Here is a 25,969-nt window from a genome sequence, read left to right as displayed (position 1 = left end):
GCATGCCGGAGCGACTGACGCGAAACCTTTCGCACTGTCCCCTCCCTCACATGAACGACTCAAAATCGGTTTAGGTTGACTTTAAACTTGTCAGTGAAAATTGCAACCGTTAACTCATCATATGCACAAACAAAAAAACTGTCGCTAGATATTTTCCGCAGCGCTAAGCATTCTCGATAACCCGCATGCCGCAAGGGTTTCCGCGTGTTGTGCACACACTCTACGCATTGCGCATGTCGCGCGAGATAGGTCAAATTTCGAGCGACTTTTGCAGCCACCACCCACGCATTGCGCACTCGGGTTTGCCTGCATTCAGAAACGTTTGAGGCATTGGTTTATTTATTCAGCAATCCTATATATTTCATCGAATTTCACACATCGACGAGATGTGTTGCGTGCAATGTTTTCTGGAAAAAAAGTGGGCGGCCCAACGACGTCGACGAGAGCGAAGACGTGGGCGCGAAGGGGATGCTTTCCTGTCGAAGCGTCGCGGCTGCGCAAAGTCGCGAAGGTCGTGCGACGGGCCTGCTCTGGAGCACGCTTGTCGCCAGTGGAAAGTCGATGGCGGATGGATGTCTTGACGGACTCACCTCCTCCTTGCAAATTGGCGATCTCTGGAATGAAGCGAACAACGTGCCAGACGACCGCGCTTGAAATCCATGTTACGCCCGTTCGCCAAAATCTGCTGCGCGGATATGTAACGCGATGTGACCCGCGATGTGCCCCCAAGCCTCCCGGCCGCATCCTCGCGCTGCCCCCGACGTCACCGCGCCGGGAACGATTCGTGCAATAATGCAACTTTGTTGCATTTATTACACAGTTGCAAACTGTGTGCGGGCGTCGCCCCATCTGTCCATGATTCGCTTCTCCGTTTGGCTCTACCGTCTCGCAGGCTGGGAACGCACGGCGCTCACGCTGCTGGTGCTCGTCCCGCTTTGGGCGCTCGTTTACTGGGCGCTGCAAGGGGTCGCCCCGTGATCGGTTGCCAGAATCTCTCGGTCCGCTTCGGACCGAACGTCGCGCTGGAAGACGTCAGCGCCATGTTCGCGCCCGGCGTGCTGTCGGCAGTCGTCGGCCCTAACGGCGGCGGCAAGACCACCCTGTTGCGCGCACTCGCCGGCCTGCAAAAGGCCGCCACGGGCAAAATCGTCAGCGACGGCCCGGTGGCCTATCTGTCGCAACGGCCCGAGACCGACCATCGTTTTCCGATGTGCGTTGAAGAATACGTGCTGACCGGTACGTGGCGTCGCACGGGCGATGCCCGTCGCCTCGGCCGGGACGAGTTCGACCGCGCCCTCGACGCCCTCACCCGCGTCGGCCTCGCCGATAAGCGCACGCAAGCGCTGGAAGCCTTGTCCGGCGGGCAATGGCAGCGCGCCCGCTTCGCGCGCCTGATCGTCGAAGACGCGCCGATCGTTTTGCTGGACGAACCGCTAACCGGCATCGATGTGCCTTCGGCGGAACTGTTGTTGGCATTGCTGGATCAATGGCGCAACGAGGGACGCACCGTTGTGACCGTGCTCCACGACTTGCCGCTGGTGCTCGAACGCTTCGCGCACGTGGCCGTGATGGCCGGACGTCTGGTGGCCTCGGGCACACCGGCGTCCTGCCTTCAGGGCGGGTTCCCGTCGGCGGACGGCGTGGGCGGCAGCGCGCACCCGGGCCTGTCGGCGGCGGGGGGCTACACCGCGTTTGCCGCGACACCACCGTCGATCACCGCTGCGGCCGCCCCCTTCCCCGGAGGCCGTCGATGAGCGCGCTGCTCGATCTCGTCATTGGCCCGTTCGCGGAATTCGACTTCATGCGCCACGCGCTGGTCGGCAGTCTGGCGCTGTCTCTGGGTTGCACGCCCGTGGGCGTATTTTTGTTGCTGCGCCGCATGAGCCTGATGGGCGACTCGCTTTCGCACGCGGTATTGCCGGGTGCGGCGGTCGGCTATCTGATCGGTGGCCTGTCGCTGCCGTGGATGGCCGGGGGTGGCATGATCGCGGGTCTGCTCGTGGCGCTGCTCGCCGGTTTGTCGAGCCGCCGTACACGGCTGGATGAAGGCGCGTCGTTCGCCGGCTTCTATTTGCTGGCGCTCGCGGGCGGCGTGGTCATCGTGTCGAAGTGGGGTAACAGCGTCGACCTGATGAACCTGCTGTTCGGCTCGGTACTGGCGGTGGACGACCCTTCGCTGATACTCGTCGCGGCCATCACGACGGTCACGCTGTTGTGGTTTGGCTGGCACTATCGGGGTCTCGTGCTCGACAGCGCCGACCCGACCTTCCTGGGTCAGGGCCAGGGCAGGAGCGTGATGCGCTACCACCTGGGCTTTACCGTGCTGACGGTGATGAACCTCGTCTCCGGTTTCCAGGCGATGGGCACGCTCATGGCCGTGGGGCTGATGATGCTGCCGGCGGCCACCGCCCGGCTCGTCTCCCGCACGCTGCCCGGCATGCTGCTCACCGCTTGGCTGGTGGCCAGCGCGTCGAGCGTGATCGGGTTGCTGATTTCGTACTATCTGGCTTGCCCTTCCGGGCCGGCCATCGTTCTGACGGCAGGCGTCGCCTATCTGGGCGCGCTGCTAGTTTCGCCTGGCGGTGCCGGCACGGCCAAGGCGTCTGCGCTTTAAGAGAGGAAAACATGTTCGGATTGGGTCTTGGGGGCAACAACGCGTCACGCCGCAAATCGTGGCTCGGCGCCGGTCCCTTTGCAGTTTTCGCGGCGATTTTTTCGCTCGCCGTCGCCTTCGCGAGCCCGGCGCACGCGCAGGACACGCGCCTGCCTGTCAGCGCCAGCTTCAGCATTCTGTCCGACATCGTGAAAGCCGTTGGCGGCGACCGGGTCGACGTCACCACGCTCGTCGGCCCCGATCAGGACACGCACACCTATGAGCCGACCCCGGCGGACGTCGCCAAACTCTCGGGCACCAAGCTGTTCTTCGTGAACGGTCTGGGCTTCGAAGGCTGGCTGCCGCGCCTGATGAAGTCGAGCCACTACCCCGGCGAACTGGTCACGGTCACGAAGGGCCTCAAGGCCCGTACGATGGTCGATGACGGCAAGACGGTGACCGATCCGCACATGTTTCAGGATCCCGAGCGCGTGAAGACGATGGCGGACAATATCGCCGCCGCCCTCTCGAAGGCCGACCCGGCGGGCGCGAACTACTATGCGGATCGCGCCAGAAACTATCGCGGCGCGCTCGACGACCTGATCGTCTGGGCCAACAAGCAACTGGCCCCGATTCCGCAGTCGCGCCGCGTGGTGCTGACCTCGCATGACGCCTTCGGCTATCTGGGCCAGCGTTTCGGCATCAAGTTCCTCGCCCCGGAAGGCGTGTCGACGGAGAGCGAAGCCAGCGCCAAGGACGTCTCCAACCTGATCCGCGTGATCCGACGCACCGGCATCAAGGCCGTCTTCATGGAAAACATCTCCAATCCGCGTCTGGTGCAACGCATTGCGCACGACGCAAAGGTGACCGTGGACGGCAAGCTGTACTCCGACGCCCTGTCGAAGAACCCGGAAGCGACCACCTACCTCCAGTTGTTCCAGTACAACATCCGGGCGCTCGCCGCCGCCATGAAGGACAACCGGTAATCCCCCCGGCGCTCCTGCGCTCCCCTGCGGTGCACGCGGTATAATGCGTGCACCACACACCGGCCCCGCTACGGAGGTCCGGACAGGCCGGCCATGCCGGCTTTTGCGTTTGGGTCGTCACTTTTTTTTGGTCGTCACATTTCTCGCACGACCGAAGACTGACCTTTTGAACCCCTGAAACATCCGGCAACGGACACATACGGACGCCCCCAGGTTAATCACTGCGAACGGCGCACACTCAATGGCAAAGAAGATTTACATCAAGACGTTCGGCTGTCAGATGAACGAGTACGACTCCGACAAGATGGCGGACGTGCTGGGAGCCGCCGAAGGTCTCGAGAAGACCGACACCCCCGAAGACGCCGACGTCATCCTGTTCAACACCTGCTCCGTGCGCGAAAAGGCGCAGGAAAAAGTGTTCTCGGATCTGGGCCGCATGCGCGCCCTCAAGGAAATCAAGCCGGATCTGGTGATCGGTGTCGGCGGTTGTGTCGCCAGTCAGGAAGGCGCGGCCATCGTGCAACGCGCCCCGTACGTGGACGTAGTGTTCGGCCCGCAAACGCTGCACCGCCTGCCGCAGATGCTCGAAGCGCGCCGCTCGACCGGCCGTTCGCAAGTCGACATCTCCTTCCCCGAAATCGAGAAGTTCGATCACCTGCCGCCGGCCAAGGTCGAGGGGGCTACGGCATTCGTCTCGATCATGGAAGGCTGCTCGAAGTATTGCAGCTACTGCGTGGTGCCCTACACGCGCGGCGACGAAGTCTCGCGTCCGTTCGAAGACGTGCTCACCGAAATTGCCGGTCTGGCCGAACAAGGCGTGCGTGAAATCACGCTGCTGGGCCAGAACGTGAATGCCTATCGCGGTCTGATGGCCGACGGCGAGATCGCCGACTTCGCACTGCTCATCGAGTACGTGGCGGAAGTGCCGGGCGTCGAGCGCATTCGTTACACGACGAGCCATCCGAAGGAATTCACGCAGCGCCTGATCGACACCTACGCCAAGGTGCCCAAGCTCGTGAGCCACCTGCACCTGCCGGTGCAACACGGCGCCGACCGCGTGCTGTCGGCCATGAAGCGCGGCTACACGGTGCTGGAGTACAAGTCGATCATCCGTCGCCTGCGTCAGGTGCGCCCGGAGATGTCGATGTCGTCGGACTTCATCGTCGGCTTCCCCGGCGAGACGGAAGAGGATTTCGACAAGCTCATGGCCATGATTCACGACATCGGCTACGACACCAGCTTCTCGTTCATCTACAGCCCGCGCCCCGGCACGCCGGCTGCGAACTTGCAGGACGACACACCGCGCGAAGTGAAGCTGCGCCGTCTGCAACACTTGCAGGCCGTGATCGAAGAGAACGCCGCACGCATCAGCCAGAGCATGGTCGGCTCGCGTCAGCGTATCCTCGTCGAAGGCGTATCGCGCAAGGACCCGAACGAGCTGCAAGGCCGCACGGAGAACAACCGCGTGGTCAACTTCCCGGCCCCTGAGGCACAGCGTGCCGCGCTGATCGGGCAGATGACCGACGTGGTGATCACCTTCGCCTACCCGCACTCGCTGCGTGGCGAACTGGTGACCACGCACTGAGCGACGCAGCGAACATCGAACGACCTGAACAGGCAACCGACCGGATTATCTTGAAAGCACCCGTCCAAGAATTCACCGCCCCGCGCGACGACAATCGCCGTCTGGCCAATCTCTGCGGCCCGCTCGACGAGAACCTGCGTCAGATCGAACAGGCGCTCGACGTCTCGATCACCCGCCGTGGGCATCGCTTCTCGATTCGCGGCAAGAGCGCCGCCGTCGCCACGCAAGCCCTCGAGAGTTTTTACAACCGCGCCACCGAAGCGCTGTCCGTCGACGATATCCAGTTGGGTCTCGTGGAGACGCGTCAGGGCCTCGCGCCGACCGTGCGCCATGGCGACGACAACCCGTTCGCCGCCGGCGAGACGGAAGACGGCTCGCCTGTGCTTCACACGCGTCGCAGCGACCTGCACGGCCGCACGCCGGCGCAGCGCGACTATCTGAAGCAGATCCTCTCGCACGACGTGACGTTCGGTATCGGCCCGGCCGGTACTGGCAAGACGTATCTGGCGGTGGCCTGCGCTGTCGACGCCCTTGAGCGCGACGCCGTCAAACGCATCGTGCTCACGCGCCCGGCAGTGGAAGCGGGCGAGCGTCTGGGTTTCCTGCCGGGCGATCTCGCGCAGAAGGTCGATCCGTACCTGCGTCCGCTGTACGACGCGCTCTACGATCTGCTCGGCTTCGACAAGACGCAGAAGTACTTCGAGAAGCAGATGATCGAGATCGCGCCGCTCGCCTACATGCGCGGGCGCACGCTCAATCACGCGTTCATCATTCTGGACGAGGCGCAGAACACCACGCCCGAGCAGATGAAGATGTTCCTCACACGTATCGGTTTCGGCAGCAAGGCGGTCGTGACCGGCGACACCACGCAGGTCGACCTGCCGCGCGGCCAGAAGAGCGGCCTGATGGAAGCGCAGGTGATTCTGAAGAACGTGCGCGGTATCGCGATGACTCGCTTCACCAGCGTCGACGTCGTGCGTCACCCGCTGGTCGCGCGCATCGTCGAAGCGTATGACGAGCACGCGCAACATCTGGAAGCCGGGCTGGACCTGCCGGCGTCGGAGCAAGGACGCGAGCGCTCGTCGCGTGGTCCGCGTGCTGCCGGAGGCAAGGCATGAGCGAGCGTGCCGTGCGCCACGCACTCACGCTGACGAGCCAGTTCGTCGCGGGTCCGGCGTTCGCGTCGCACAAGGCGCTACTCACGCGCACTGCGGTGCGTCGCTGGGTACAGGCCGCGCTGCTGGCCGACGCCGAGCTGACGCTACGCTTCGTCGACGCCGACGAAGGCCAGACGCTCAATCGCGGCTATCGCGGCAAGGACTACGCCACGAATGTGCTGACGTTCGCCTACGCGCAGGACGAAAGCGATCCGGTGACGGGCGACATCGTGCTGTGCTGCCCGGTGGTCGAGCGCGAAGCGAATGAGCAAGGCATTGCGCTCGAAGCCCATTACGCGCACCTGATCGTGCACGGCGTGCTCCACGCGCAGGGCTACGATCACGAAGAAGACGACGAAGCGCAGGAGATGGAAGGCCTGGAGACGGAGATTCTCGCCGGGCTGGGCTATGCCGATCCCTACGCATCCGAGAAGTCGCCGCCTGCCGCAGCAGCGGCCGAACCGGTGAAGGCTCCGAAAAGCCGTCAGGCCAAAACGTCTGTCGAGTCCGTCGCGTCTGCCAAGCCGGCCAAGACGTCCAAAGCGCTGGCCTCCCGCCGCACCTGAACCGAGACCGAACGAACGTATGGACCGCATCCCCGACCGACCGACAGCTCCTGAAGCGCCTGTAGCTCCCCAGGCCAGCACGTCGAGCGGCCCGGGATGCGACCGATACCCTCCGGACCTCGGCGTCTCACGTCACCTGAGCGCGGAAGAAATGAGCGAATCGCTCGACGCCGCGCTCACCGGTTGGGACGGCCGCGAAGACCTCTGGATCTTTGCCTACGGCTCGCTCATCTGGAACCCCGGCATGCCCGTCGAGGAATGCCTGCGCGCCCGCGTGCACGGCTATCACCGGGGGCTGTACCTGTGGTCGCGCGTCAATCGCGGCACGCCGGAGCAGCCGGGACTCGTGCTGGCGCTCGATCGCGGCGGCTCGTGCGCCGGGGTGGCGATGCGTCTCGCCGCTAAGCACGTCCGCACGGAATTCGAAACGCTCTGGTATCGGGAAATGGCAATGGGCTCGTATCGTCCGATGTGGCTGAACTGCCAGTTGGCCGACGGCCGCACCAAGCCGGGCCTCGCCTTCGTCATGCGACGTGAAGCGGCGAGCTACGCAGGCCGCCTGCCCGACGCCATCGTCCGCCAGGTGTTCGATCGGGCCCAGGGACGCTACGGCACCACGCACGACTATGTCGCCCGTACGGTCAAGGCGCTGCGCGAAGCGGGCATGCCCGACCCGGCGCTCGAAGCGGTGCTGCGTCGCTGCGAGGCAAAGTAAGCGCGAAAGTGAGCGCACCAGAATGCAGCATCCCGTGCGCTGAAATGTCCTGAAATATGCATGGCGGTGTGCGTGTCGCCTCAAGCGTTGCAATGCAGCCAGCCTGACGCGGTAATGCCGCACATCTGGTGTATCCTTGAGCTTCCTGTAACAGCTCGGCGTCCGCCCAACTTGGACGCGCCGTCATGAACGACCCTTATCCCAGTCGACCCGGTCCAAAGAAAACCGACAAACCTCGCTCTCTGCTCGAACGCCTCACCGATCTGATTTCCCCAGAGCCGGAGTCGCGCGCAGAGTTGCTCGAAATTCTGCAAGACGCTCACGCCCGTAACCTGATGGACGCCGATTCTCTGGCGATGATCGAGGGCGTATTCCAGGTGGCCGATCTATGTGCCCGCGACATCATGGTGCCGCGCGCGCAGATGGACGCCATCAACATCGAACAGACCCCCGAAGAATTCGTCCCCTTCGTGCTGGAACAGGCGCACTCGCGCTATCCGGTCTACGAAGGTAATCGCGACAACATCATCGGCATTCTGCTCGCGAAGGATCTGCTGCGTTACTACGCCAATCACGACTTCGACGTGCGCGACATGCTGCGCCCGGCCGTGTTCATTCCGGAGTCGAAGCGTTTGAACGTGCTGCTGCACGACTTCCGCGTCAATCGCAATCACATCGCCATCGTCGTGGACGAATACGGCGGCGTGGCCGGCCTCATCACGATTGAAGACGTGCTGGAGCAGATCGTCGGCGACATCGAAGACGAGTACGACTTCGACGAGGAAGAAGACAACATCATCGCCGCGCCCGACGGCTCGTATCGCATTCGTGCGCTCACGGAAATCGAGCAATTCAACGAAGCGTTCGGCACGCAGTTTCATGATGACGAAAACGACACGATCGGCGGTATGATCACGCACCAGTTCGGCCGTGTGCCGCGCCGTGGCGAACGTATGCGCATCGGCAATCTCGTGTTCGAAGTGCTGCGCGCCGACGGCCGTCAGGTCCACATGCTGCTGTTGCGGCGCGTGGAGCCGGCACCCGCCGTTCAGCCCGAGTAACTCACTCATCGATCCATGCAGGAAATGACCGTCCACGCGCCCGAGCGGCGCTCGTGGCCGGCCTGGCGTGCCCGTGCGCTCGCCGGTCTGGCCGGTATCGCACAAACGCTGGCGTTCGCGCCACGCGACCTCTGGTGGCTGCAACTGCTTGCAATGGCGGGGCTGTTCGCGCTCGTCGAGCGCAGTGCCTCGCGGCGCAATGCGCTCTGGCTGGGCGGTAGTTTCGGCCTCACCTCGTTCGTCTCTGGCATCTGGTGGCTCTACATCAGCATGCACACCTACGGCGGCATGCCCAGTGTGATGGCCGGGGCGGCCGTCGTGTTGTTCTCGATCTATCTGGCGATCTATCCGGCGCTCGCCGCGTTCGTCACGCGTGCCGTGTCTGCCACCGGCCCGTGGCGCGTGTTGGCCTTCGCCGGGGCCTCGACGCTCGCCGAATGGCTGCGTGGCACCGTCTTCACCGGTTTCCCGTGGCTCTCGCCCGGCTACGCCCATGTCGACGGCCCGCTCGCGGGCTTTGCCCCGCTGCTCGGCGTGTACGGCATCACCGGCCTTGCCGCGCTTGCGGCGGCATGGCTTGCCCGCGCGCTGCTGCCGGTCGTCGCCACGACCGCGGCGGCACGTCGGCTCGCCGCCGTAGTCGGCGTACTGGCGTTGCTGGGCGTGGGTGTCGGTCTGTCTCGTCACGCATGGACCACGCCCTCGGGTCAGCCGCTCACCGTGCGGCTATTGCAAGGCAATATCCCGCAGGACATGAAGTTCGAGCGCGCCGGTATCGATCACGCCATGGCGCTCTATCGCGACATGATCGTGGCCGCACCGGCCGATCTCATCGTGACGCCGGAGACGGCGTTCCCGGTGCTGCTGCAAGCCATTCCGCCTGACGTCGCGGCACCGATCCGCGAGTTTGCGGACCGTACCGGCTCGCACGTGGTGCTCGGCGCGGTGGGGGCGACCATCACCGATCGCGGCCCCGCCGACTTCACCAACAGCCTGTTCGGCGTCACGCCGCGCGACCAGACGCTCTACCGCTACGACAAGCACCATCTCGTGCCTTTCGGCGAGTTCGTGCCGTGGGGCTTTCGCTGGTTCGTCGACATGATGCATATCCCGCTGGGCGATTTCCTGCGCGGCAGCGCCACGCCGAGCGGCTTCCCGGTGCGCGACCAGCGTATCGCTATGAACATCTGCTACGAGGATCTGTTCGGTGAGGAAATCGCACAGGCGCTGCGCAACATGCCGGAACCGGCCACGGTGCTCGTGAACTCGACCAACCTCGCGTGGTTCGGCGACACCATCGCACTCGATCAGCACTTGCAGATCGCCCGCATGCGCACGCTTGAGACGGGACGCCCGATGCTGCGTGCAACGAACACGGGCGCGACGGCGATCATCGATGCGCACGGCCGTGTGCAGGGGCGGCTGCCCGCGATGACGGTCGGCGCGCTCACGGGCAACGTCCAGCCGTACACCGGCCTCACGCCGTACGTGCGCTTCGGCAATGTGCCCGCGCTGGTGCTCGCACTCGTCGCGCTGGGCCTCGGTCTGGCCATGACGCGCCGCGCGCGCTGATCGGCAAAACGGCAGGCATCGCATCGTCAAAACGACACAGGGGGACGTGAAAATCCCCCTGTCGTGTCACGCTGGGGCCATCGGCGCCCCGTTCGGGTCGAATTCCCGCTAAAATTCAACGTTTTAGTCTTTTGGCCGCGCTCGCGGCCGGGCCGAAAGACTGCGCAAAATCCGCATTTTTTCCTGTTCGTCCGCGCGAATTCATCATGCTTACCTTTCAACAAGTCATCCTGACGTTGCAGGATTACTGGGACAAGCAAGGCTGTGCGTTGCTCCAGCCTTACGACATGGAGGTCGGCGCCGGTACCTCGCACACTGCCACGTTCCTGCGCGCGATCGGTCCGGAGCCGTGGCGCGCTGCCTATGTGCAGCCGTCGCGCCGTCCCAAGGATGGCCGTTACGGTGAGAACCCGAACCGCATGCAGCACTACTACCAGTATCAGGTGGTGCTCAAGCCGGCCCCGGAAAACATCCTCGACCTGTATCTGGGCTCGCTGCGCGCGCTCGGTCTCGATCTGACCGAAAACGACGTGCGCTTCGTCGAAGACGACTGGGAAAACCCCACGCTCGGCGCCTGGGGTCTGGGCTGGGAAGTCTGGCTCAACGGCATGGAAGTCACGCAGTTCACCTACTTCCAGCAAGTGGGCGGCCTCGATTGCAAGCCGGTGCTCGGCGAAATCACGTACGGCATCGAGCGTCTGGCGATGTATCTGCAACAGGTCGAGAACGTCTACGACCTCGTGTGGACCGAGTGGGAAGAGCAAACGCCTGAAGGCCCGGTCAAGCGCCGCCTGACCTACGGCGACGTGTTCCATCAGAACGAAGTGGAGCAGTCGACGTACAACTTCGAGCACTCGAATCAGCCGATGCTGTTCAGCTTCTTCGACAACTACGAGAGCGAAGCCAAGCGTCTCATCGAAGCCGAACTGGCGCTGCCCGCCTACGAGATGATTCTCAAGGCCGCGCACACCTTCAACCTGCTCGACGCGCGCGGCGCCATCTCGGTGACCGAGCGCGCGGCGTATATTGGCCGTATCCGCGCGCTGTCGCGCCTGATCGCACAGGCCTACTACGCTTCGCGCGAAAAGCTCGGCTTCCCGATGCTGAACGCCCCCGCCGCCCAAACCAAAACGCAAGCCGCATGATGAGCACCGCACAACGCACCCTGCTGGTCGAACTGCTGACCGAAGAATTGCCGCCGAAGGCACTGGCGCGTCTGGGCGACGCGTTTGCCGACGGCATCGCCAACGGCCTGCGCACGCGCGGGCTCACCACGGACGCCAGCGTCGTCACGCCGTTCGCTACGCCGCGCCGTCTGGCCGTCTCGATCACGAACGTGCTCGACCGCGCCCCGGATGCCACCATTCGCGCCAAAGTGCTGCCGGTGTCCGTCGCGCTCGACGCCAACGGCAACCCCACTCCGCCGCTCGCGAAGAAACTCGCCGCGATGGGCTTCGCCGACCTACCGGTCGCGAGCCTGGAGCGTGCAATGGACGGCAAGGCCGAAGCCTTCTTCCACACCTATACCGCTGCCGGCGCCCAACTGGCCGACGCGCTGCAAGCCTCGCTCGACGAAACGCTCGGCAAGCTGCCGATTCCGAAGGTCATGAGCTATCAGCGTCCGGACGGCGAGACGGTACAGTTCGTGCGCCCGGTGCACGGTCTGATCGCGCTGCACGGCGACACGCTCGTGCCCGCGACGGCCATCGGTCTCGCGTCGGGCAACAAGACGCAGGGCCATCGCTTCCTGTCGAAGGGTGAAGTCACCGTCGCCAATGCCGACGCCTACGCCGCCACGCTGGAAACCGAAGGCAAGGTCGTAGCGAGCTTCACCGGTCGTCGCGACGCCATCCGCACGCAACTGCTCGCTGCCGCCGGCAACGACCACGTGGTGATGCCGGATTCACTGCTCGACGAAGTGACCGCACTCGTCGAATGGCCCGCAATCTACGCCTGCCATTTCGAGAAGGAATTCCTGGCAGTGCCGCAGGAATGTCTGATTCTCACGATGCAGACGAACCAAAAGTATTTCGCGCTCACCGACAAGCCGCTGGCCGAAGGTGGTCGTCTGACGAACCGCTTCCTGATCGTCTCCAACATCGAGACGGGCAGCCCCGAGCAGATCGTGACGGGTAATGAGCGCGTGGTGCGCCCGCGTCTGGCCGATGCGAAGTTCTTCTTCGAGCAGGACAAGAAGAAGCCGCTGGCCGATCGCGTGCCGCTGCTCGCCAACGTCGTGTACCACAACAAGCTGGGCTCGCAGTTCGAGCGCACGCAGCGTCTGGTGAAGCTCGCCGGTGCGATCGCCCACATGATCGGTGCGGATCAGGACGGCGTGAAACTCGCCGAGCGCGGCGCACTGCTGGCCAAGGCCGACCTGCTGACCGACATGGTCGGTGAGTTCCCCGAATTGCAAGGCACGATGGGCACGTACTACGCACGTCATGACGGCGAAGCCGCCGACGTCGCGCTGGCCTGCTCGGAACACTATCAGCCGCGTTTCGCCGGCGACGCCCTGCCCACCAGCACCACCGGCACGGTGGTGGCACTGGCCGACAAGCTCGAAACGCTGGTCGGCATCTGGGGCATCGGCCTGCAACCGACGGGCGAGAAAGATCCGTTCGCGCTGCGACGTCACGCGCTGGGCATCGTGCGTATGCTCATCGAAAAGCGTCTGCCGGTGATGCTGCCGGACCTGCTGAACGTCACGTACAAGCAGTTCACGACGGGCGTGGCCGACTCCGCTTACCTGAACGACGTCTACCAGTTCGTGCTCGACCGTCTGCGCGGCTACCTGCGAGAGCAGGGTTATGCTGCCAACGAGATCGAAGCCGTGCTGGCCGATCACCCGAAGTATCTCGGCGATCTGATCGAGCGTCTGGATGCCGTGCGCGCTTTCTCGGCGCTGCCGCAAGCCGAAGCCCTCGCGGCCGCGAACAAGCGTATCGGCAACATCCTGAAGAAGACGGCACCGCCGGCCGACGGCACGATTTCGCCCGACCTGCTGCTGGAATCGGCCGAGAAGGCGCTTCACGCCGCCCTCGAAAAGGTCACCCCGGTGGTCGAGCAGAAGTTCGAAGCACGCGAGTACGCACAGGCGCTCTCCGCGCTGGCCGAACTGCGCGATGCGGTCGACGCCTTCTTCAACGACGTGATGGTGATGGCCGAGGAGGACGCGTTGCGCAACAACCGTCTCGCCTTGCTCAAGAACCTACACTTCCAGATGAACCGCGTGGCCGATCTCTCGAAGCTCGCCGCCTGATGTTCCAACGAGTCAACTGAGCTACTCATGGATTCGCGTAAAGATCGCACCCTCGGCCCCGCCGCCCGAAAACTCGTGATTCTCGACCGGGACGGCGTGATCAACGCCGACTCGGATCAATTCATCAAGTCGACGGACGAGTGGGTGCCGCTGCCCGGCAGTCTCGAGGCCATCGGCCGGCTGAATCAGGCCGGGTACCGTGTGGTCGTCGCGACGAATCAGTCGGGTGTGGGGCGCGGTCTTTTCGACATGGCGACGCTCGGTGCGATGCACGCGAAGATGTCGAAGCTGGCGGCAGCCGCCGGCGGACGCATCGACGCGGTGTTTTTCTGCCCGCACACCGCGGTGGATGCCTGCGATTGCCGCAAGCCCAAGCCCGGCCTGTTCCAGGAAATCGCGCGACGCTACGAAGTCGATCTGACCGGGGTGCCGGCTGTGGGCGATTCGCTGCGCGATCTTCAGGCGGCCGCCGCCGTGGGCGCGCAGCCGCATCTGGTACTCACCGGCAAGGGCAAGAAGACGCTCGCCGCAGGCAACCTGCCCGACGGCACGCGCGTGCACGATAGTCTGGCGGCGTTCGTCAACGATCTGCTTGCCGACGAGGACGCGTAACCTCACGCGCGCTACCGAACAACGACCGCCCAGCCTTCGCTGAACTGCCGCCCCACCGCGCGTACTATGACGCGGTCACGCGCAAACGTCTCGCGAAGGCGATCGATCCCAGGCCCGAAACCCCATGCGTCAACTTCGTTCGATTCTCTTCTTCATCTTCCAGATCGTCTGGACGATTCCGTACGCCATCGCGTGCATCCTGTCATTTCCGTTCCTGTCGCGCGTGCAGCGTTATTGGTTCGCGGTAGGCTGGTGCAAGGTCGTGATTTGGGTCGGCGACAAGCTCTGCGGCATTCGCTATCGCGTGATCGGCTGGGAAAACCTGCCCGATACGCCTGCGATCATTCTGTCGAAGCATCAATCGGCATGGGAGACGGTGGCGCTACCGGCGCTGATGCCGCGCCCGCTGTGCTTCGTGTTCAAGCGTGAGTTGCTGTTCGTGCCGTTCTTCGGCTGGGCGCTGGGTCTGCTGAGCATGATTCACATCGATCGCCGCAAGGGCACGGACGCTTTCTCGTCGGTCGTGACGCAAGGGCGCGAGCGTCTGTCGGAGGGATCGTGGATCATCATGTTCCCGGAAGGCACGCGCACGAAGACCGGCTCGCGCAACAAATACAAGTCGGGCGGCGCACGTCTGGCTGCGGCGACCGGCGCTCCCGTCGTACCCGTTGCACACAATGCCGGACGTGTCTGGCCGCGCAACTCGTTCATGAAATTTCCCGGGGAAGTGATCGTCTCGATCGGTCCGGTCATCGAGACGGCAGGCCGCACGGCCGAAGCCGTCAACGCCGATGTCGCCGAGTGGATCGAGCGCGAAATGATACGTATCGACCCCGCCGCTTATACGTCGAAACCGAGGACGAGCGCGTCTGAACCCTCCGACGCGACACCCCGGACCTGACTGCGCCTCACGCGAGACCGTCTCATGTCGAAAGCCCAACCCGCCACACGCGATAGCCGCTCCCGGCATGAGACCCCTGCACCCCAGATGGAACTCGATCTGTTCGGCAGCCCTGCGGCCGAAGCCAATGGTGTCGCTACCGACGCCCCCGCACCATCAACCGCACCGGCCACGCCTGTCCACGCCTCCGCACCCACGGCCACGGCCACGAGCGATTCTGCATCGCTCGCCCCGGGTGCCGGGCCGCGTCGCGCCCCCGCGCCGGGCGAGCGCGTCATCATGCTCGACGGCCACGCGCTCTACTACCGTTTCAAGCGCTCCTCGCGCCGCACCATCGGCTTCATGATCGACGAGTCGGGGCTGGCCGTCACCGCCCCGCGCTGGGTCACGATTGCCGACGTGGAAGCAGCCGTCGTCGAGAAAAAGCGCTGGATCTTCAGCAAGATCGCCGAATTCCGCGAACGCGCCGCGCACCGGGTGATTCCGCGTGTAACGTGGGCCGACGGCGCATCGCTGCCCTACCTCGGCCACACGCTGACGGTTCGTCTCGGCGGACGCTCGGGTGCCGCCCAGTACGACATCCACACGCACACGCTGTGGCTCGATCTGCCGCCACAAGCCGCCCCCGAGCAGATGCGCGACCGCGTGCAGGGCTGGTTGCAGCAGGAGGCGCGCAAGCTCTTCACGTCACGGCTGGACGTCTACGGCGAGCGGTTGGGTGTGCGTTACACCGCGCTCGGGCTGTCGTCGGCAACGACGCGCTGGGGCAGTTGCAGCGCCGACGGACGCATTCGCCTGAACTGGCGGCTGATCCACTTCCCGCTGGGCGTGATCGATTACGTCGTGGCGCACGAACTCGCACATCTGAAGGAGATGAACCACGGGCCGCGCTTCTGGCAGGCCGTGGCATCGATCTTCCCGGAATTCGAAGCGGCCCGCGATACGCTCAAGTCGCACGCCCCCGAGTGGTTGCCTGAGTTCTAAGCGAATGTCGCAAATCTCTACGTCTTCAGTGGAGAATGACTCAACGCAACATGAATGATGTTCATTTTCATGGTCGCGGGTACAATTGAGTTTTCGTTGTCCCCACACTGAAAACACCATGCGAATGCTCCATACCATGCTGCGCGTCGGCGACCTGCAGCGCTCGATCGATTTCTACACGCGCGTGCTCGGCATGCAACTGCTGCGCCAGAGCGAGAACCCCGAGTACAAGTACACGCTGGCGTTCGTCGGCTACGGTGCAGAGTCGGAAAACACCGTCCTCGAACTGACCTACAACTGGGGCGTGGAAAAGTACGAGATGGGCACCGCCTTCGGCCATCTGGCCATTGAAGTCGACGACGCCTACAAAGCCTGCGACACGATCCGCGCCGCTGGCGGCAAGGTCTCGCGCGAAGCGGGCCCGGTCAAGGGCGGCACCACGGTCATCGCCTTCGTGGAAGACCCGGACGGCTACAAGATCGAGCTGATCCAGAAGCATTCGAGCAAGGGCGGTCTGTAAGCCCACCGCTTGCGCGATTGCGCTGCTTGATGCGACAACGGCCGCCCTAGGGCGGCCGTTTGCTTTATCGTCAGGCGCGATGCGCTGGCATGTTGCCGCGAATGCGGCGCGTCAGAACTCCACCATCGCGAAGTCTTCCTTACCCACATCGCACAGCGGACAACGCCAGTCGTCCGGCACATCTTCCCAGCGCGTGCCCGGGGCAATACCGTCTTCCGGATACCCCACCGCTTCGTCGTAAATCCATCCGCAAATCACACAGACCCATTGGCGCGATGCCGTGTTCCGCGCACTTGCCGTCTCACCCGACGAGAGCGCTGCCGCACCGTCGTCACCGAGGGCGGCGGACGCCTTAGTCATGCCCGGATCCAGCAATGTGAAGACCAGCGGGGATTCGGTGGCCGAGGCATCCGTCGCCGGACGGCTCAGATGCGCTTGCAGCGCGTCGAGCAGTGCCTGCGCTTCGTCGCGCGTGAAATCGATCCAGTAGGGATCGCCAGCGCCGTCGTTGAGTCGCGACGGGGAAAACTGCAATTCGACGGCAGAACCTTTCTTGTACATACGTCAGTGCTAAATCTGAAGCGGAATACGGTGAAAACGAGGGATGAGCGACGACTGCGGCTTGGCTCGACGAAGGACGAGCGCCGCCTCGCGGAGCATTGTATCGGTGCGACGATGCGCAATAAACAGGGGCAGCGGGGACATATTGTCCCGCCCGACGAGACAATCGCACCCGCACAGACGAACGAACGCCCACAAAGATTACCCGCGCTGGCGGCATCGGTTTGATGCGTTGAGTATCAGGATCGGTGACAATGACCGCTTCTGCGCGTCGTGCCCACGATGCATCGTCATCCGAATTAATTTCATGAAAACCACACCGCGTCCGATCGATGCCACGGCGCTCGCCATCATGCTGGGGCTGTGCATGGTCTGGGGAGGTCAGCAAGTCGCCGTCAAACTGGCCGTGCCGGTCGTGCCCGCCGTCTTGCAGGCCGGACTGCGCTCCGTCGTGGCGACCGTCCTCGTCGGCGCGTGGATGCTGTGGCGGCGCCAGCGCCTGATTACCGGCGACGGCACGCTGCCCGCCGGCATTCTTGCAGGCGCGCTGTTCTCGCTCGAATTTCTCTGCATCTTCGTCGGCCTCACGCACACGACCGCGTCGCGGATGGCGGTGTTTCTGTACTCCGCTCCGTGCTTCACCGCCATCGGCCTGCACTGGACGGTGCCCAGCGAGCGGCTGCGACCCATGCAATGGCTCGGCATGGCCGTCGCGTTTTGCGGTATCGCCGTGGCGTTCTCGGACGGCAGCGGCGCAGATCTCGCCACCACGTGGCCCGGCGATCTGCTGGCCATTCTGGCCGGTATCTTCTGGGGGATGACGACGGTCGTCGTGCGGGCATCGCGTCTGGCGAGCGCCGCGCCGTCGAAGACTTTGCTGTACCAGCTGGCCGTCTCGGCGGTCCTGCTGTGCGCGCTGGCGCTGGCGACGGGCAATGTGCAGATCGGGCCCATGACGTCGACCATCTGGATCAGCCTCGTCTACCAATCCATCGGCGTGGCGTTCGCGAGCTATCTGATCTGGTTCTGGCTGCTCACGCGGTATAGCGCCGCGCGGCTCGCCTCCTTCTCGTTCCTCAGCCCGCTGTTCGGGGTAACGTTCGGCGTGCTGATTCTCGGCGAATCGGTCGGCTGGCGCTTTGGCTGCGCCGTCGTCCTCGTCTTCGCCGGGATCAGCCTTGTGAACCGGCGCCGCTGATCGCGCGCGACAGATTCACGTATTCGTCGACAGGCACATCTTCGGCACGACGCGTGAGGTCAAAGCCGAGCGCGTCGAAATCCACACGGTCGCGGTAGCTGTGCAACGTGTTGCGCAGCATCTTGCGACGTTGCGAGAACGCCTGCGCCACCACCGCCTCGAACACGTCGAGATCGACCTGCGGCAGATCGGCCACGGCGCGCGGAATCATCCGGACCACTGCGGAATCGACCTTTGGCGGCGGATTGAAGGCGTCCGGCGGCACGTGCAGCACCTTGTCCATCCAGTAGCGGTACTGAAGCATGACCGACAGGCGGCTGTAGTTGCTTGAGCCGGCCGGGGCCACCATGCGCTCGACCACTTCGTCCTGCAACATGAAGTGCTGGTCGCGCACGAGTGCAGCGTAGCGCATCAGATGAAACAGTAACGGGCTGGAGATGTTGTACGGCAGGTTGCCGACAATGCGCAGCGGTGCTTCGTCGCGACGATCTTCCGGGACGAGCGAACCGAAATCGAAGTCGAGGGCGTCGCCGGCGTGCACGCTCACGCGCTCGCCGAACTTGCGCGTCAGACGCGCGACCAGATCGCGGTCGAGTTCGACGACGTGCAGATGCGCGAGCCACTCGGTGAGCGGTGTCGTCAGTGCGCCAAGGCCCGGACCGATTTCGACCATCAGATCGTCGCTGCGCGGCGAAATGGCGCTGATGATCGAATCGATCACGCCCATATCGACGAGAAAGTTCTGACCAAAACGTTTGCGCGCCACGTGGCCCTGTTGGACGCCCGTGCGCTTCGATGCGCTACTCATGTGAAATTCCTTAGGAACGCGGCGGCGTGGCGTGCGGATCGACGCCCGCGCCAGCGGTCAGTTGTGCGGTTGTCGACGCATGTAACGCAGCGTTCGCCGCCATCGTCGCCGCAGTGCGCAGCGCTTCGAGCAGGCTGCCGCTCTCGGCTTGCCCCGTGCCCGCAAGGTCGAGCGCGGTGCCGTGATCGACCGAAGTCCGGATGATCGGCAGCCCAAGCGTGATGTTCACGCCCGCGCCGAAGCTCGCGTATTTGAGCACCGGCAAGCCCTGATCGTGGTACATCGCGAGCACCGCATCGGCACCTTCGAGGTGACGGGGCTGAAACAGCGTGTCGGCAGGGTAAGGTCCGCGTGCGTCGATACCGGCGGCGCGCGCGTCGTCGAGCGCCGGTGTGATGACGTCGATCTCCTCACGCCCGAGATAGCCGGACTCACCGGCGTGCGGGTTGAGCCCCGTCACGAGAATGCGCGGACGTGTCACCCCGAAGTGACGCATCAGATCCTGATTGAGGATGATGAGCGTTTGCAGCAGATCGTCGCGACGAATCGCGCCGGGCACCTGCGCGAGCGGCAAATGCGTGGTGGCGAGCGCCACACGCAGCCCGCCGCCGGCGAGCATCATCACGACGCGCGGCGTGCCCGTACGCTCGGCCAAATACTCGGTGTGTCCGGTGAACGCCACACCACAGTCGTTGATCGTGCTCTTCTGCAAGGGCGCAGTCACGATCGCGTCATAGGTGCCGGCCATGGCACCGTCGATGGCGTCGTCCAGCAATGCCAGCACGTAGCGGCCGTTGGCGGCGTCGAGTTGCCCCGGCGTCACGGCGGCAGCAAGCGGATGGTGCGACACGTGCACGCGTCCACTGCCGAGCAGTGCCTGCCAGGCATCACCCAACCCGACGTCCTGCGCGCGTGCGGCGAGCAGCGACGCATCGCCGAGTACGGCGAAGCGGCAATTGGCTAGCGAAAGATCGGGGGAAGCGGTATCGAAAACGGCCGCAGAAGCGGCCGCCGGTGCCGAAGAAAGGCACTTCACCAGTGCCTGCACCGTCAATTCCGGCCCGACCCCCGCCGGTTCACCGGTGGTGATGGCGAGGAGGAAGGACCGGTTGGAACTCATGCTCACTGCTGCGCGTTGCTCAGACGGTAGTCGACGTAAGCGCTGTCGCGCAGTTGCTGCAACCAGTCGCGGTACTGCTGTTCGGCCTTGCGACCGCGCAATTCCTGCATGGCGAGGTTACGTTCCTGATCGCCCGAGACCTGCGACTCGCGATGGCCCAGCACCTGAATCAGGTGATAGCCATATTCCGAACGCACCGGGTCGCTGATCTGACCGTCCTTGAGTTCGGACATCGCGCGCTCGAAGGCGGGGACCGTTTCGCCCGGCGAAATCCAGCCGAGATCGCCGCCCTGCGATGCCGAGCCGTCCACCGACACCTGACGCGCGAAGTCGGCAAAGTCGCCCTTGCCCGCTTCGATCTGCGCCTTGATGTCGAGCAGCTTCTGACGTGCCTGCGCTTCCGAGACACCGTCACCCACACGAATCAGGATGTGACGTGCGTGGATCTGCGGCACGGTCATGCCCTGATCGCCGCCCTGCTTGCGCGTCTCGACCAGTTTGATGACGTGAAAACCGTTGCTGCTGCGAAGCACTTGCGGCACAACGGTGCCTGCTTGCAGCTTCTGCACCTGATTGAGATACAGATCGGGGATACGTTCGGGAATGCGGAAACCCATGTCGCCACCGCTGGCGGCATCGGACGCATCCGAATACTGCTTCGCCAACGCAGCGAAATCGCCACCGGCCTTTGCCTTATCCAGCGCTTCGGTCGCTTTCTTCTGCGCGGCGCTGACCTGATCCGGCGTCGCACCGTCCGGCAGCTTCACGAGAATCTCGCTCAGTCGGTATTCCGTCTCCGCCGGCGCAGCATTGGCACCCTTCTGTGCGGCGAGATACGCGTTGATTTCCGAGTCGCTCACCTGCACCTGGCTGTCGACTTCACGATCGCGCAGGCGCGCCATGATGATCTGCTCGCGCACTTCCTTACGGAAGGCGTCCCACGGCACACCGGCCTGCGCCAGACGCGCCTTGTACTGATCGACGCTCAGACGGTTGTCGGCGGCGATGCGCTGCAAGGCCTGTTCGACGTCGGCGTCCTTCACGACAATGCCGCCTTCCTTGGCGCGCTGAAGCTGCACCTGCGTGACGATCATCTGTTCGAGCACCTGACGCTGCAACAGGTCGGCGTCCGGAATCGGGCGCTTGGAGAGCGTCAGTTGATGTTTGGCCTCCTCGATACGCGTGTCGAGCTCCTTGCGGGTGATCACGCTGTCGTTGACCACGGCGACGATCGAATCGACGGCACGGGCGGACGACGCGGGTGCACCTGCGGCTTTGGCGCTGACCGGCGCCGGCTGCGCAACCGCCACCCCGGCGGCGAGACACAGGCCCGCCAGCAGCGAGGCACGCTTCACAAACATGTCATTCATAGTTGCTGAATCGAGAAGGAATCTGGTTCGTCGGCGGTGGCTGGTAGCCTGGCACCCCGACCTTGAAGGCTTCTGTGGCGCTGTTACTCGACTTGGTCAAGCCCTTCAACTCCAACTGCGCAAAGACGCGCGAAGTTGTCGTAGTGGCGTTGGTCGCATAGCGCTGGAGCCCAATCCGGAAGGCCCAGCAGTCGGCATCATACTCGAAACCCGCCAGGGCATCGACGAACGTCTTGTCCGTAATGCTGTAGTTCAGACGGCCCACAATGCCGAGTCGCGGTGTGATCGGCCACTGCCCCGAAAGTTCGATCTGGTTGATCGGCGTGACGGTCAATGCGCTTTGCCCCACGACCGGCGGCGGATTGCGCAGGTAGCGGTAGTACAAGTTGAATACCCTGCGCTCACCCGGGCGCCACGTCACACCGACGTCAGACCGGTTGAACTGCGACGTGCTCGGACTGTACTGCACGGCGGTGCTTAATGTGATGTTGCGGTACAGCAAGGCCGAACCGCCGACCAGGAAGTCGGAAACACCTGCATCCTCCGGCACCCCGCCCGGCATCGTCACGCGCGACTGCTGGATGTTGTAACGCTGGGCATACCAGACACGTGCGCGCTCCACGCCCGTCTCGGCGTCGATCAGGCGGGATGTGAGCGCGGCCGTGACACGATTGGCATCCTGAATGCGGTCAACGCCGATGAACGAATTCTCGCTAAAGATTTCCGCGAGGTTGAAGTCCGCCGTCGCACTATCGAAAATCGGAATCGAGCTTTGATCACGGTACGGCGTGTAGACATAAAACAAACGAGGTTCCAACGTCTGCTTCATCGCTGTACCGAACAGCGTCAGCGGTCGCTCGAACGTCAATCCGGTATCGAGACTGACCGTCGGCAATGTCCGTGTCGTCGATGAATTCAACATCGAGCCGCTCGGATAATCAACGTTATACGCAGCGGCGTTAAAAATGACCTTCGGGACGATAAAGTAGCCCGGCGTCAGAATCGGATAGCTCAACGTCGGCTGCGCATAGATACGCTCACCGTTCGGTTGGCCCGTCCAAGACGCGATCTGGAAGCGGTTATACCGGATCGGCAGCGAAAAATCGAAGCCGTGAAAATCCAGCTTGTTGTACGTCGCCGACAGTTCCGGCACAGACTCGTACTGCGGGGAGCTGGGCGCAAGCGTCTGATATCTCAGTACACGTGCGAGGAATGACCAGTCCCCACGACTCCATGTCAGACCTGCTTCGCGGTTATAAACGCGCTGCACACCGTTCTGAAAGTTCGTGCCGGTACCGAAGTCGTCCGGATAGGTATCGTCCGAAACCTTGGAGAAATTGACGTACCCGTTCACACCATAGCCGAGCGCCTGACTGTGCTGGAAGGTGTACGTGTAACGCGCGTCGCCCGTGACACGATCCTTCGGCAAATACTCGATGTGGAACAGGCCCGAGTAGGTCGGCTCAAGATAGCGGAAATCGCCATTGAGCATCACGCCGCGCTTGGTCATGATGCGCGGTGTGATCGTCAGATCGCGGTTCGGTGCGATGTTGAAATAGTACGGCGTAGCGAGTTCGAAACCCGTACGGCTCGACTGCGTAAACGTCGGCGCCAGGAAGCCGGAGCGGCGCTCGTTGGACGTCGGGAACGACATGTACGGGCTGGCGAGAATCGGCACGCCCTGGAAGAACAGAATGCCGTTGTACGCCGTGCCTTCCTGCTGTTCCTGATCGAACTCGAATTCGGACGCCTTGATGTACCACGCAGGCGTCTTGCCATCTTCCGCACAGGTCGCGCAACCCGTGTACGTGCCGCGTTGCAGCGTCACGACATTGTTGGCTTCGATGTCGGCGCGCTCCGACTTTCCGCCGCCCCCCGACACGAGGCGGTAGGTCGGCGTGAGCATGTAGCCATCGCCCGCGCCCGTATACATATGGGCTTCGGGGCCGATGAACATATTGCCGCCCTGCGACAGGCGCGCGTTGCCGTGCGCCACCACTTCGTCCGTGTCCTGATCGTACGTCAGGCGATCGCCTTTCACGAACGAGCGGTACTTGCGTGCTTCGGCGTCGCCGTCGACCGTGGCGTCCACGTTGGTCCGGCCGGTGAGGGCCATGCCGCGCACGTACATCGGCACGTCGTCGCCGCTGGAGAGCGGATTGTCGACAAGCGCCGGCACCGTGCGCAACACGAGGCCGTCGCTCTTGGCAATATCGGGCGGGGGAATTTCCTGCGCACCGGCGAGCGAACACCACACGCCCGGTAGGGAGAGCAGCAGCGCCAGTGGCTTGCGTCGCGTGCGCATCATGCGCTGCAGCGACGAGACTTCATTCGTATGGACTTGTTTATCCGGCATGTACGCAAACAGCGAGACAATCGTGGCGCCGCTTGCGGGCAGCCAATCCCGCTTGTCCAGCCGGCTTCACCGGGACATTCGGGACGGTCGATCGAGGTCGAGAAACAGGGCGTCGGGAAAACATGATCGGGTATTATATGGCAAGACGTTTACGGCCCCCACCATGACCGCACAACCCAGTACCTCCGCGAGTGTTTCCAACGCTTCCAGCGAACTCTTGAACACCTCCGATCCCCGCCTGCAAGCCCTTCACCACTGGCTCTCCGGTCTGTCCTCCGAGTTTTCGCTCGACATGGCGAACTGGGCACCTGCGTCGGCCGATGCGAGTTTCCGGCGCTACTTCCGCATTGGCAGCCACGCCCCCGCGCATCCGAGCCTGATCGTGATGGACGCGCCGCCCCCGCAAGAGGATTGCCGTCCTTTCGTGCACGTGGCGCAGTTGCTTGAGGAAGCCGGTCTGCAAGCGCCGAAGGTGCTGGCCGAGGATCTCGCGCAGGGTTTCCTGCTGCTCACCGATCTCGGGCGCGAGACGTATCTCGACGTCCTGACCGACCTTGACGCCGATAGCGCACGCCCGCTGATGCGCGCCGCACTCGACGCGCTGATCGTCTGGCAGAAGAGCTCGCGCGCCGATGTCCTGCCGGCCTACGACAGCGCGTTGCTCAAGCGCGAGCTCGATCTGTTCCCCGACTGGTACATCGGCAAGCATCTGAAGGTCGAACTGAGCGAGTCGCAGCGCGCCACGCTCGATCGCATCAATCAGTTGCTCATCGACAGCGCGCTCGCACAGCCGAAAGTCTTCGTGCACCGCGACTACATGCCCCGTAATCTGATGCCGGGCCTGCCGGGCACGACCGGCCCGGGCATTCTCGATTTTCAGGATGCCGTCTACGGCCCGCTCACCTACGACGTCATCTCGCTCATGCGCGACGCGTTCCTTAGCTGGGACGAAGAACGTCAGCTCGACTGGCTGGCCTACTACTGGGAACGGGCGCGCAAGGCCGGTCTGCCGGTCGACGCCGACTTCGGCGAGTTCTACCGTCAGGCCGAATGGATGGGACTGCAACGTCACCTCAAGGTGCTCGGCATTTTCGCGCGCATCAACTATCGCGACGGCAAGCCCCGCTATCTCGCCGACACCCCGCGCTTTCTCGACTACGCCCGCAAGGTGGCCGACCGCTATGCGCCGTTGCGCCCGCTGGCGAAGCTGCTCGACGAGCTGACCGGCCAGCAGGTCGACGTCGGCTACACGTTCTGAGGCATCGCTCATGAAAGCGATGATCTTCGCTGCCGGGCGCGGCGAACGCATGCGTCCGCTCACCGACACGACGCCCAAGCCTTTGCTCACCGTTGGCGGCAAGCCGATCATCGTGTGGCAGATCGAAGCGCTGGCCCGCGCGGGTTTCACGCAAATCGTGATCAATCACGCCTGGCTGGGCGCTCAGATCGAAACCACCCTCGGCGACGGCAGCACCTACGGCGTGCACCTGGCGTACTCGGCCGAAGCCGAAGCGCTGGAGACGGCAGGCGGCATCGCCCAAGCGCGCGCGTTGCTCGAAGGTGACGGGAACGTATTTCTGGCGGTGTCGGGCGACATCTTCACCGACTTCGATTACGCCACGCTTCGCGCGCAGGCCGAGCGCCTTGCCGCGCAACCCACGCCGGGCATGCATCTGGTGATGGTGCCGAATCCCGCCTTCCATCCGACGGGCGACTTCGCGCTCGACGCGACAGGCCATCTCTTCCTGCGCGACGCCGCGCCCGCGACAGCCGAGTCGCTGACGTTCGGCAACATCGCCCTGTACGACCTGCGCCTGTTCGACGGCATCGCCCCGGGCACGCGCCTGGCGCTCACGCCGCTGTACCAGCGCGCGATTGCCGCAGGACACGCGAGCGGCGAGCGCTTCGACGGCGTTTGGGAAAACGTCGGCACCCCGGCGCAGCTCGATGCACTGGACGCCGAAGTGCGCGCCGGGCACGCACGCTCGCCCGGCAGTAGAATCGCCTGAACGCAGGTCAATACGTCTGAACTCGAACCAATA

Annotated in this window: 23 protein-coding genes and 1 pseudogene; 19 read left to right on the top strand and 5 right to left on the bottom strand. The window is 63.8% G+C overall.

All coding sequences use genetic code 11. The annotated features are described in order from the left end of the window. Positions 1-855 precede the first annotated feature (855 nt). From PAQ31011_RS26890 to gloA, 16 genes and pseudogenes are all read left to right on the top strand, one after another. Positions 856-978, top strand: a complete 123-nt coding sequence (locus PAQ31011_RS26890; RefSeq protein ID WP_281349996.1) for a hypothetical protein — start codon at positions 856-858, stop codon at positions 976-978. Beyond that, on the top strand, positions 975-1,754 hold the full coding sequence (locus PAQ31011_RS11455; protein ID WP_150575964.1) for a metal ABC transporter ATP-binding protein: 780 nt from the start codon (positions 975-977) through the stop codon (positions 1,752-1,754). The genes PAQ31011_RS26890 and PAQ31011_RS11455 overlap by 4 nt, the downstream gene beginning before the upstream one ends. Next, positions 1,751-2,614: a metal ABC transporter permease gene (locus PAQ31011_RS11450; RefSeq protein WP_150575963.1), complete on the top strand. Its 864-nt coding sequence runs from the start codon at positions 1,751-1,753 to the stop codon at positions 2,612-2,614. The genes PAQ31011_RS11455 and PAQ31011_RS11450 overlap by 4 nt, the downstream gene beginning before the upstream one ends. A gap of 11 nt (positions 2,615-2,625) precedes the next feature. After that, positions 2,626-3,579 carry a metal ABC transporter solute-binding protein, Zn/Mn family gene (locus PAQ31011_RS11445; protein WP_150575962.1) on the top strand — a complete coding sequence of 318 codons (954 nt, stop codon included), beginning with the start codon at positions 2,626-2,628 and terminating at the stop codon, positions 3,577-3,579. A 241-nt stretch (positions 3,580-3,820) separates the two neighbouring features. Beyond that, positions 3,821-5,164, top strand: coding sequence for a tRNA (N6-isopentenyl adenosine(37)-C2)-methylthiotransferase MiaB (gene miaB, locus PAQ31011_RS11440; RefSeq protein WP_150575961.1), 1,344 nt, complete (start codon positions 3,821-3,823; stop codon positions 5,162-5,164). 50 nt (positions 5,165-5,214) lie between these two features. Further along, positions 5,215-6,282 carry a PhoH family protein gene (locus PAQ31011_RS11435; protein WP_246179512.1) on the top strand — a complete coding sequence of 356 codons (1,068 nt, stop codon included), beginning with the start codon at positions 5,215-5,217 and terminating at the stop codon, positions 6,280-6,282. Further along, positions 6,279-6,743 (top strand): annotated as a pseudogene (gene ybeY / locus PAQ31011_RS11430) (rRNA maturation RNase YbeY); the annotation flags it as partial. The gene PAQ31011_RS11435 and the pseudogene ybeY, both read left to right, overlap by 4 nt. Positions 6,744-6,906: 163 nt before the next feature. Then, positions 6,907-7,602, top strand: a complete 696-nt coding sequence (locus PAQ31011_RS11425) for a gamma-glutamylcyclotransferase (RefSeq protein WP_150575959.1) — start codon at positions 6,907-6,909, stop codon at positions 7,600-7,602. A gap of 185 nt (positions 7,603-7,787) precedes the next feature. After that, the gene (locus tag PAQ31011_RS11420) at positions 7,788-8,663 is read left to right on the top strand and encodes a CorC family transporter (RefSeq protein WP_150575958.1); all 876 of its coding nucleotides are present in this window, start codon (positions 7,788-7,790) and stop codon (positions 8,661-8,663) included. Positions 8,664-8,687: 24 nt separating this feature from the next. Beyond that, positions 8,688-10,235: an apolipoprotein N-acyltransferase gene (gene lnt, locus PAQ31011_RS11415; RefSeq protein ID WP_246179511.1), complete on the top strand. Its 1,548-nt coding sequence runs from the start codon at positions 8,688-8,690 to the stop codon at positions 10,233-10,235. A 206-nt stretch (positions 10,236-10,441) separates the two neighbouring features. Continuing rightward, positions 10,442-11,380, top strand: a complete 939-nt coding sequence (gene glyQ / locus PAQ31011_RS11410; protein ID WP_150575956.1) for a glycine--tRNA ligase subunit alpha — start codon at positions 10,442-10,444, stop codon at positions 11,378-11,380. Then, positions 11,377-13,497, top strand: coding sequence for a glycine--tRNA ligase subunit beta (glyS, locus tag PAQ31011_RS11405; RefSeq protein ID WP_150575955.1), 2,121 nt, complete (start codon positions 11,377-11,379; stop codon positions 13,495-13,497). The genes glyQ and glyS overlap by 4 nt, the downstream gene beginning before the upstream one ends. 27 nt (positions 13,498-13,524) lie before the next feature. Further along, the gene (gmhB, locus tag PAQ31011_RS11400) at positions 13,525-14,109 is read left to right on the top strand and encodes a D-glycero-beta-D-manno-heptose 1,7-bisphosphate 7-phosphatase (RefSeq protein ID WP_150575954.1); all 585 of its coding nucleotides are present in this window, start codon (positions 13,525-13,527) and stop codon (positions 14,107-14,109) included. A 124-nt stretch (positions 14,110-14,233) separates the two neighbouring features. After that, positions 14,234-15,010 (top strand): lysophospholipid acyltransferase family protein, encoded by a 777-nt coding sequence (locus PAQ31011_RS11395; RefSeq protein WP_150575953.1) that lies wholly within the window; start codon positions 14,234-14,236, stop codon positions 15,008-15,010. Positions 15,011-15,097: 87 nt separating this feature from the next. After that, positions 15,098-15,994, top strand: coding sequence for a M48 family metallopeptidase (locus tag PAQ31011_RS11390; protein WP_174990115.1), 897 nt, complete (start codon positions 15,098-15,100; stop codon positions 15,992-15,994). Between the two features lie 118 nt (positions 15,995-16,112). Further along, a complete protein-coding gene (gloA, locus tag PAQ31011_RS11385) occupies positions 16,113-16,514 on the top strand; it encodes a lactoylglutathione lyase (protein ID WP_150575952.1) in 402 nt (133 codons plus the stop codon). 111 nt (positions 16,515-16,625) lie between these two features. Here gloA and PAQ31011_RS11380 read toward each other — a convergent pair whose 3' ends face one another. Next, a complete protein-coding gene (locus PAQ31011_RS11380; protein ID WP_150575951.1) occupies positions 16,626-17,075 on the bottom strand; it encodes a rubredoxin in 450 nt (149 codons plus the stop codon). Between the two features lie 307 nt (positions 17,076-17,382). Between PAQ31011_RS11380 and PAQ31011_RS11375 the strand changes: the two genes are divergently transcribed. Beyond that, the gene (locus PAQ31011_RS11375) at positions 17,383-18,273 is read left to right on the top strand and encodes a DMT family transporter (RefSeq protein WP_150575950.1); all 891 of its coding nucleotides are present in this window, start codon (positions 17,383-17,385) and stop codon (positions 18,271-18,273) included. Here PAQ31011_RS11375 and rsmA read toward each other — a convergent pair. The 4 genes from rsmA to PAQ31011_RS11355 are packed head-to-tail and all read right to left on the bottom strand — an operon-like array spanning position 18,248 to position 23,927. Continuing rightward, a complete protein-coding gene (gene rsmA / locus PAQ31011_RS11370; protein WP_150575949.1) occupies positions 18,248-19,081 on the bottom strand; it encodes a 16S rRNA (adenine(1518)-N(6)/adenine(1519)-N(6))-dimethyltransferase RsmA in 834 nt (277 codons plus the stop codon). The genes PAQ31011_RS11375 and rsmA overlap by 26 nt on opposite strands. 10 nt (positions 19,082-19,091) lie before the next feature. After that, positions 19,092-20,201 carry a 4-hydroxythreonine-4-phosphate dehydrogenase PdxA gene (pdxA, locus tag PAQ31011_RS11365; RefSeq protein ID WP_150575948.1) on the bottom strand — a complete coding sequence of 370 codons (1,110 nt, stop codon included), beginning with the start codon at positions 20,199-20,201 and terminating at the stop codon, positions 19,092-19,094. Positions 20,202-20,203: 2 nt separating this feature from the next. Continuing rightward, entirely contained in the window at positions 20,204-21,571 is a 1,368-nt protein-coding gene (locus PAQ31011_RS11360) for a peptidylprolyl isomerase (protein WP_150575947.1), read from the bottom strand. Continuing rightward, positions 21,564-23,927, bottom strand: a complete 2,364-nt coding sequence (locus tag PAQ31011_RS11355; protein ID WP_150575946.1) for an LPS-assembly protein LptD — start codon at positions 23,925-23,927, stop codon at positions 21,564-21,566. The genes PAQ31011_RS11360 and PAQ31011_RS11355 overlap by 8 nt, the downstream gene beginning before the upstream one ends. A 163-nt stretch (positions 23,928-24,090) precedes the next feature. Here PAQ31011_RS11355 and PAQ31011_RS11350 point away from each other — a divergent pair, with 163 nt between their 5' ends. Together PAQ31011_RS11350 and murU are read left to right on the top strand one after the other, a co-directional pair. Further along, a complete protein-coding gene (locus tag PAQ31011_RS11350; protein WP_150575945.1) occupies positions 24,091-25,185 on the top strand; it encodes an aminoglycoside phosphotransferase family protein in 1,095 nt (364 codons plus the stop codon). Between the two features lie 10 nt (positions 25,186-25,195). Beyond that, positions 25,196-25,936 carry an N-acetylmuramate alpha-1-phosphate uridylyltransferase MurU gene (gene murU / locus PAQ31011_RS11345; protein ID WP_150575944.1) on the top strand — a complete coding sequence of 247 codons (741 nt, stop codon included), beginning with the start codon at positions 25,196-25,198 and terminating at the stop codon, positions 25,934-25,936. The last annotated feature ends 33 nt before the right edge of the window (positions 25,937-25,969 follow it).

The sequence above is a fragment of the Pandoraea aquatica genome, from assembly GCF_902459565.1.
GTDB classification, from domain to species: Bacteria; Pseudomonadota; Gammaproteobacteria; order Burkholderiales; family Burkholderiaceae; genus Pandoraea; species Pandoraea aquatica.
The sequence above is the reverse complement of the archived record's forward strand: the minus strand, read 5'-3'. Positions and strand labels throughout refer to the sequence as shown.

Coding starts and splice junctions, on each gene's coding strand:
- rsmA (WP_150575949.1), bottom strand. CDS start 19,081: ATGAGTAGCGCATCGAAGCGCACGGGCGTCCAACAGGGCCACGTGGCG.
- PAQ31011_RS11355 (WP_150575946.1), bottom strand. CDS start 23,927: ATGCCGGATAAACAAGTCCATACGAATGAAGTCTCGTCGCTGCAGCGC.
- PAQ31011_RS11390 (WP_174990115.1), top strand. CDS start 15,098: ATGGAACTCGATCTGTTCGGCAGCCCTGCGGCCGAAGCCAATGGTGTC.
- PAQ31011_RS11425 (WP_150575959.1), top strand. CDS start 6,907: ATGGACCGCATCCCCGACCGACCGACAGCTCCTGAAGCGCCTGTAGCT.
- PAQ31011_RS11380 (WP_150575951.1), bottom strand. CDS start 17,075: ATGTACAAGAAAGGTTCTGCCGTCGAATTGCAGTTTTCCCCGTCGCGA.
- PAQ31011_RS11395 (WP_150575953.1), top strand. CDS start 14,234: ATGCGTCAACTTCGTTCGATTCTCTTCTTCATCTTCCAGATCGTCTGG.
- lnt (WP_246179511.1), top strand. CDS start 8,688: ATGACCGTCCACGCGCCCGAGCGGCGCTCGTGGCCGGCCTGGCGTGCC.
- glyS (WP_150575955.1), top strand. CDS start 11,377: ATGATGAGCACCGCACAACGCACCCTGCTGGTCGAACTGCTGACCGAA.
- PAQ31011_RS11450 (WP_150575963.1), top strand. CDS start 1,751: ATGAGCGCGCTGCTCGATCTCGTCATTGGCCCGTTCGCGGAATTCGAC.
- gloA (WP_150575952.1), top strand. CDS start 16,113: ATGCGAATGCTCCATACCATGCTGCGCGTCGGCGACCTGCAGCGCTCG.
- PAQ31011_RS11360 (WP_150575947.1), bottom strand. CDS start 21,571: ATGAATGACATGTTTGTGAAGCGTGCCTCGCTGCTGGCGGGCCTGTGT.
- pdxA (WP_150575948.1), bottom strand. CDS start 20,201: ATGAGTTCCAACCGGTCCTTCCTCCTCGCCATCACCACCGGTGAACCG.
- PAQ31011_RS11420 (WP_150575958.1), top strand. CDS start 7,788: ATGAACGACCCTTATCCCAGTCGACCCGGTCCAAAGAAAACCGACAAA.
- murU (WP_150575944.1), top strand. CDS start 25,196: ATGAAAGCGATGATCTTCGCTGCCGGGCGCGGCGAACGCATGCGTCCG.
- gmhB (WP_150575954.1), top strand. CDS start 13,525: ATGGATTCGCGTAAAGATCGCACCCTCGGCCCCGCCGCCCGAAAACTC.
- glyQ (WP_150575956.1), top strand. CDS start 10,442: ATGCTTACCTTTCAACAAGTCATCCTGACGTTGCAGGATTACTGGGAC.
- PAQ31011_RS26890 (WP_281349996.1), top strand. CDS start 856: ATGATTCGCTTCTCCGTTTGGCTCTACCGTCTCGCAGGCTGGGAACGC.
- PAQ31011_RS11445 (WP_150575962.1), top strand. CDS start 2,626: ATGTTCGGATTGGGTCTTGGGGGCAACAACGCGTCACGCCGCAAATCG.
- miaB (WP_150575961.1), top strand. CDS start 3,821: ATGGCAAAGAAGATTTACATCAAGACGTTCGGCTGTCAGATGAACGAG.
- PAQ31011_RS11350 (WP_150575945.1), top strand. CDS start 24,091: ATGACCGCACAACCCAGTACCTCCGCGAGTGTTTCCAACGCTTCCAGC.
- PAQ31011_RS11375 (WP_150575950.1), top strand. CDS start 17,383: ATGAAAACCACACCGCGTCCGATCGATGCCACGGCGCTCGCCATCATG.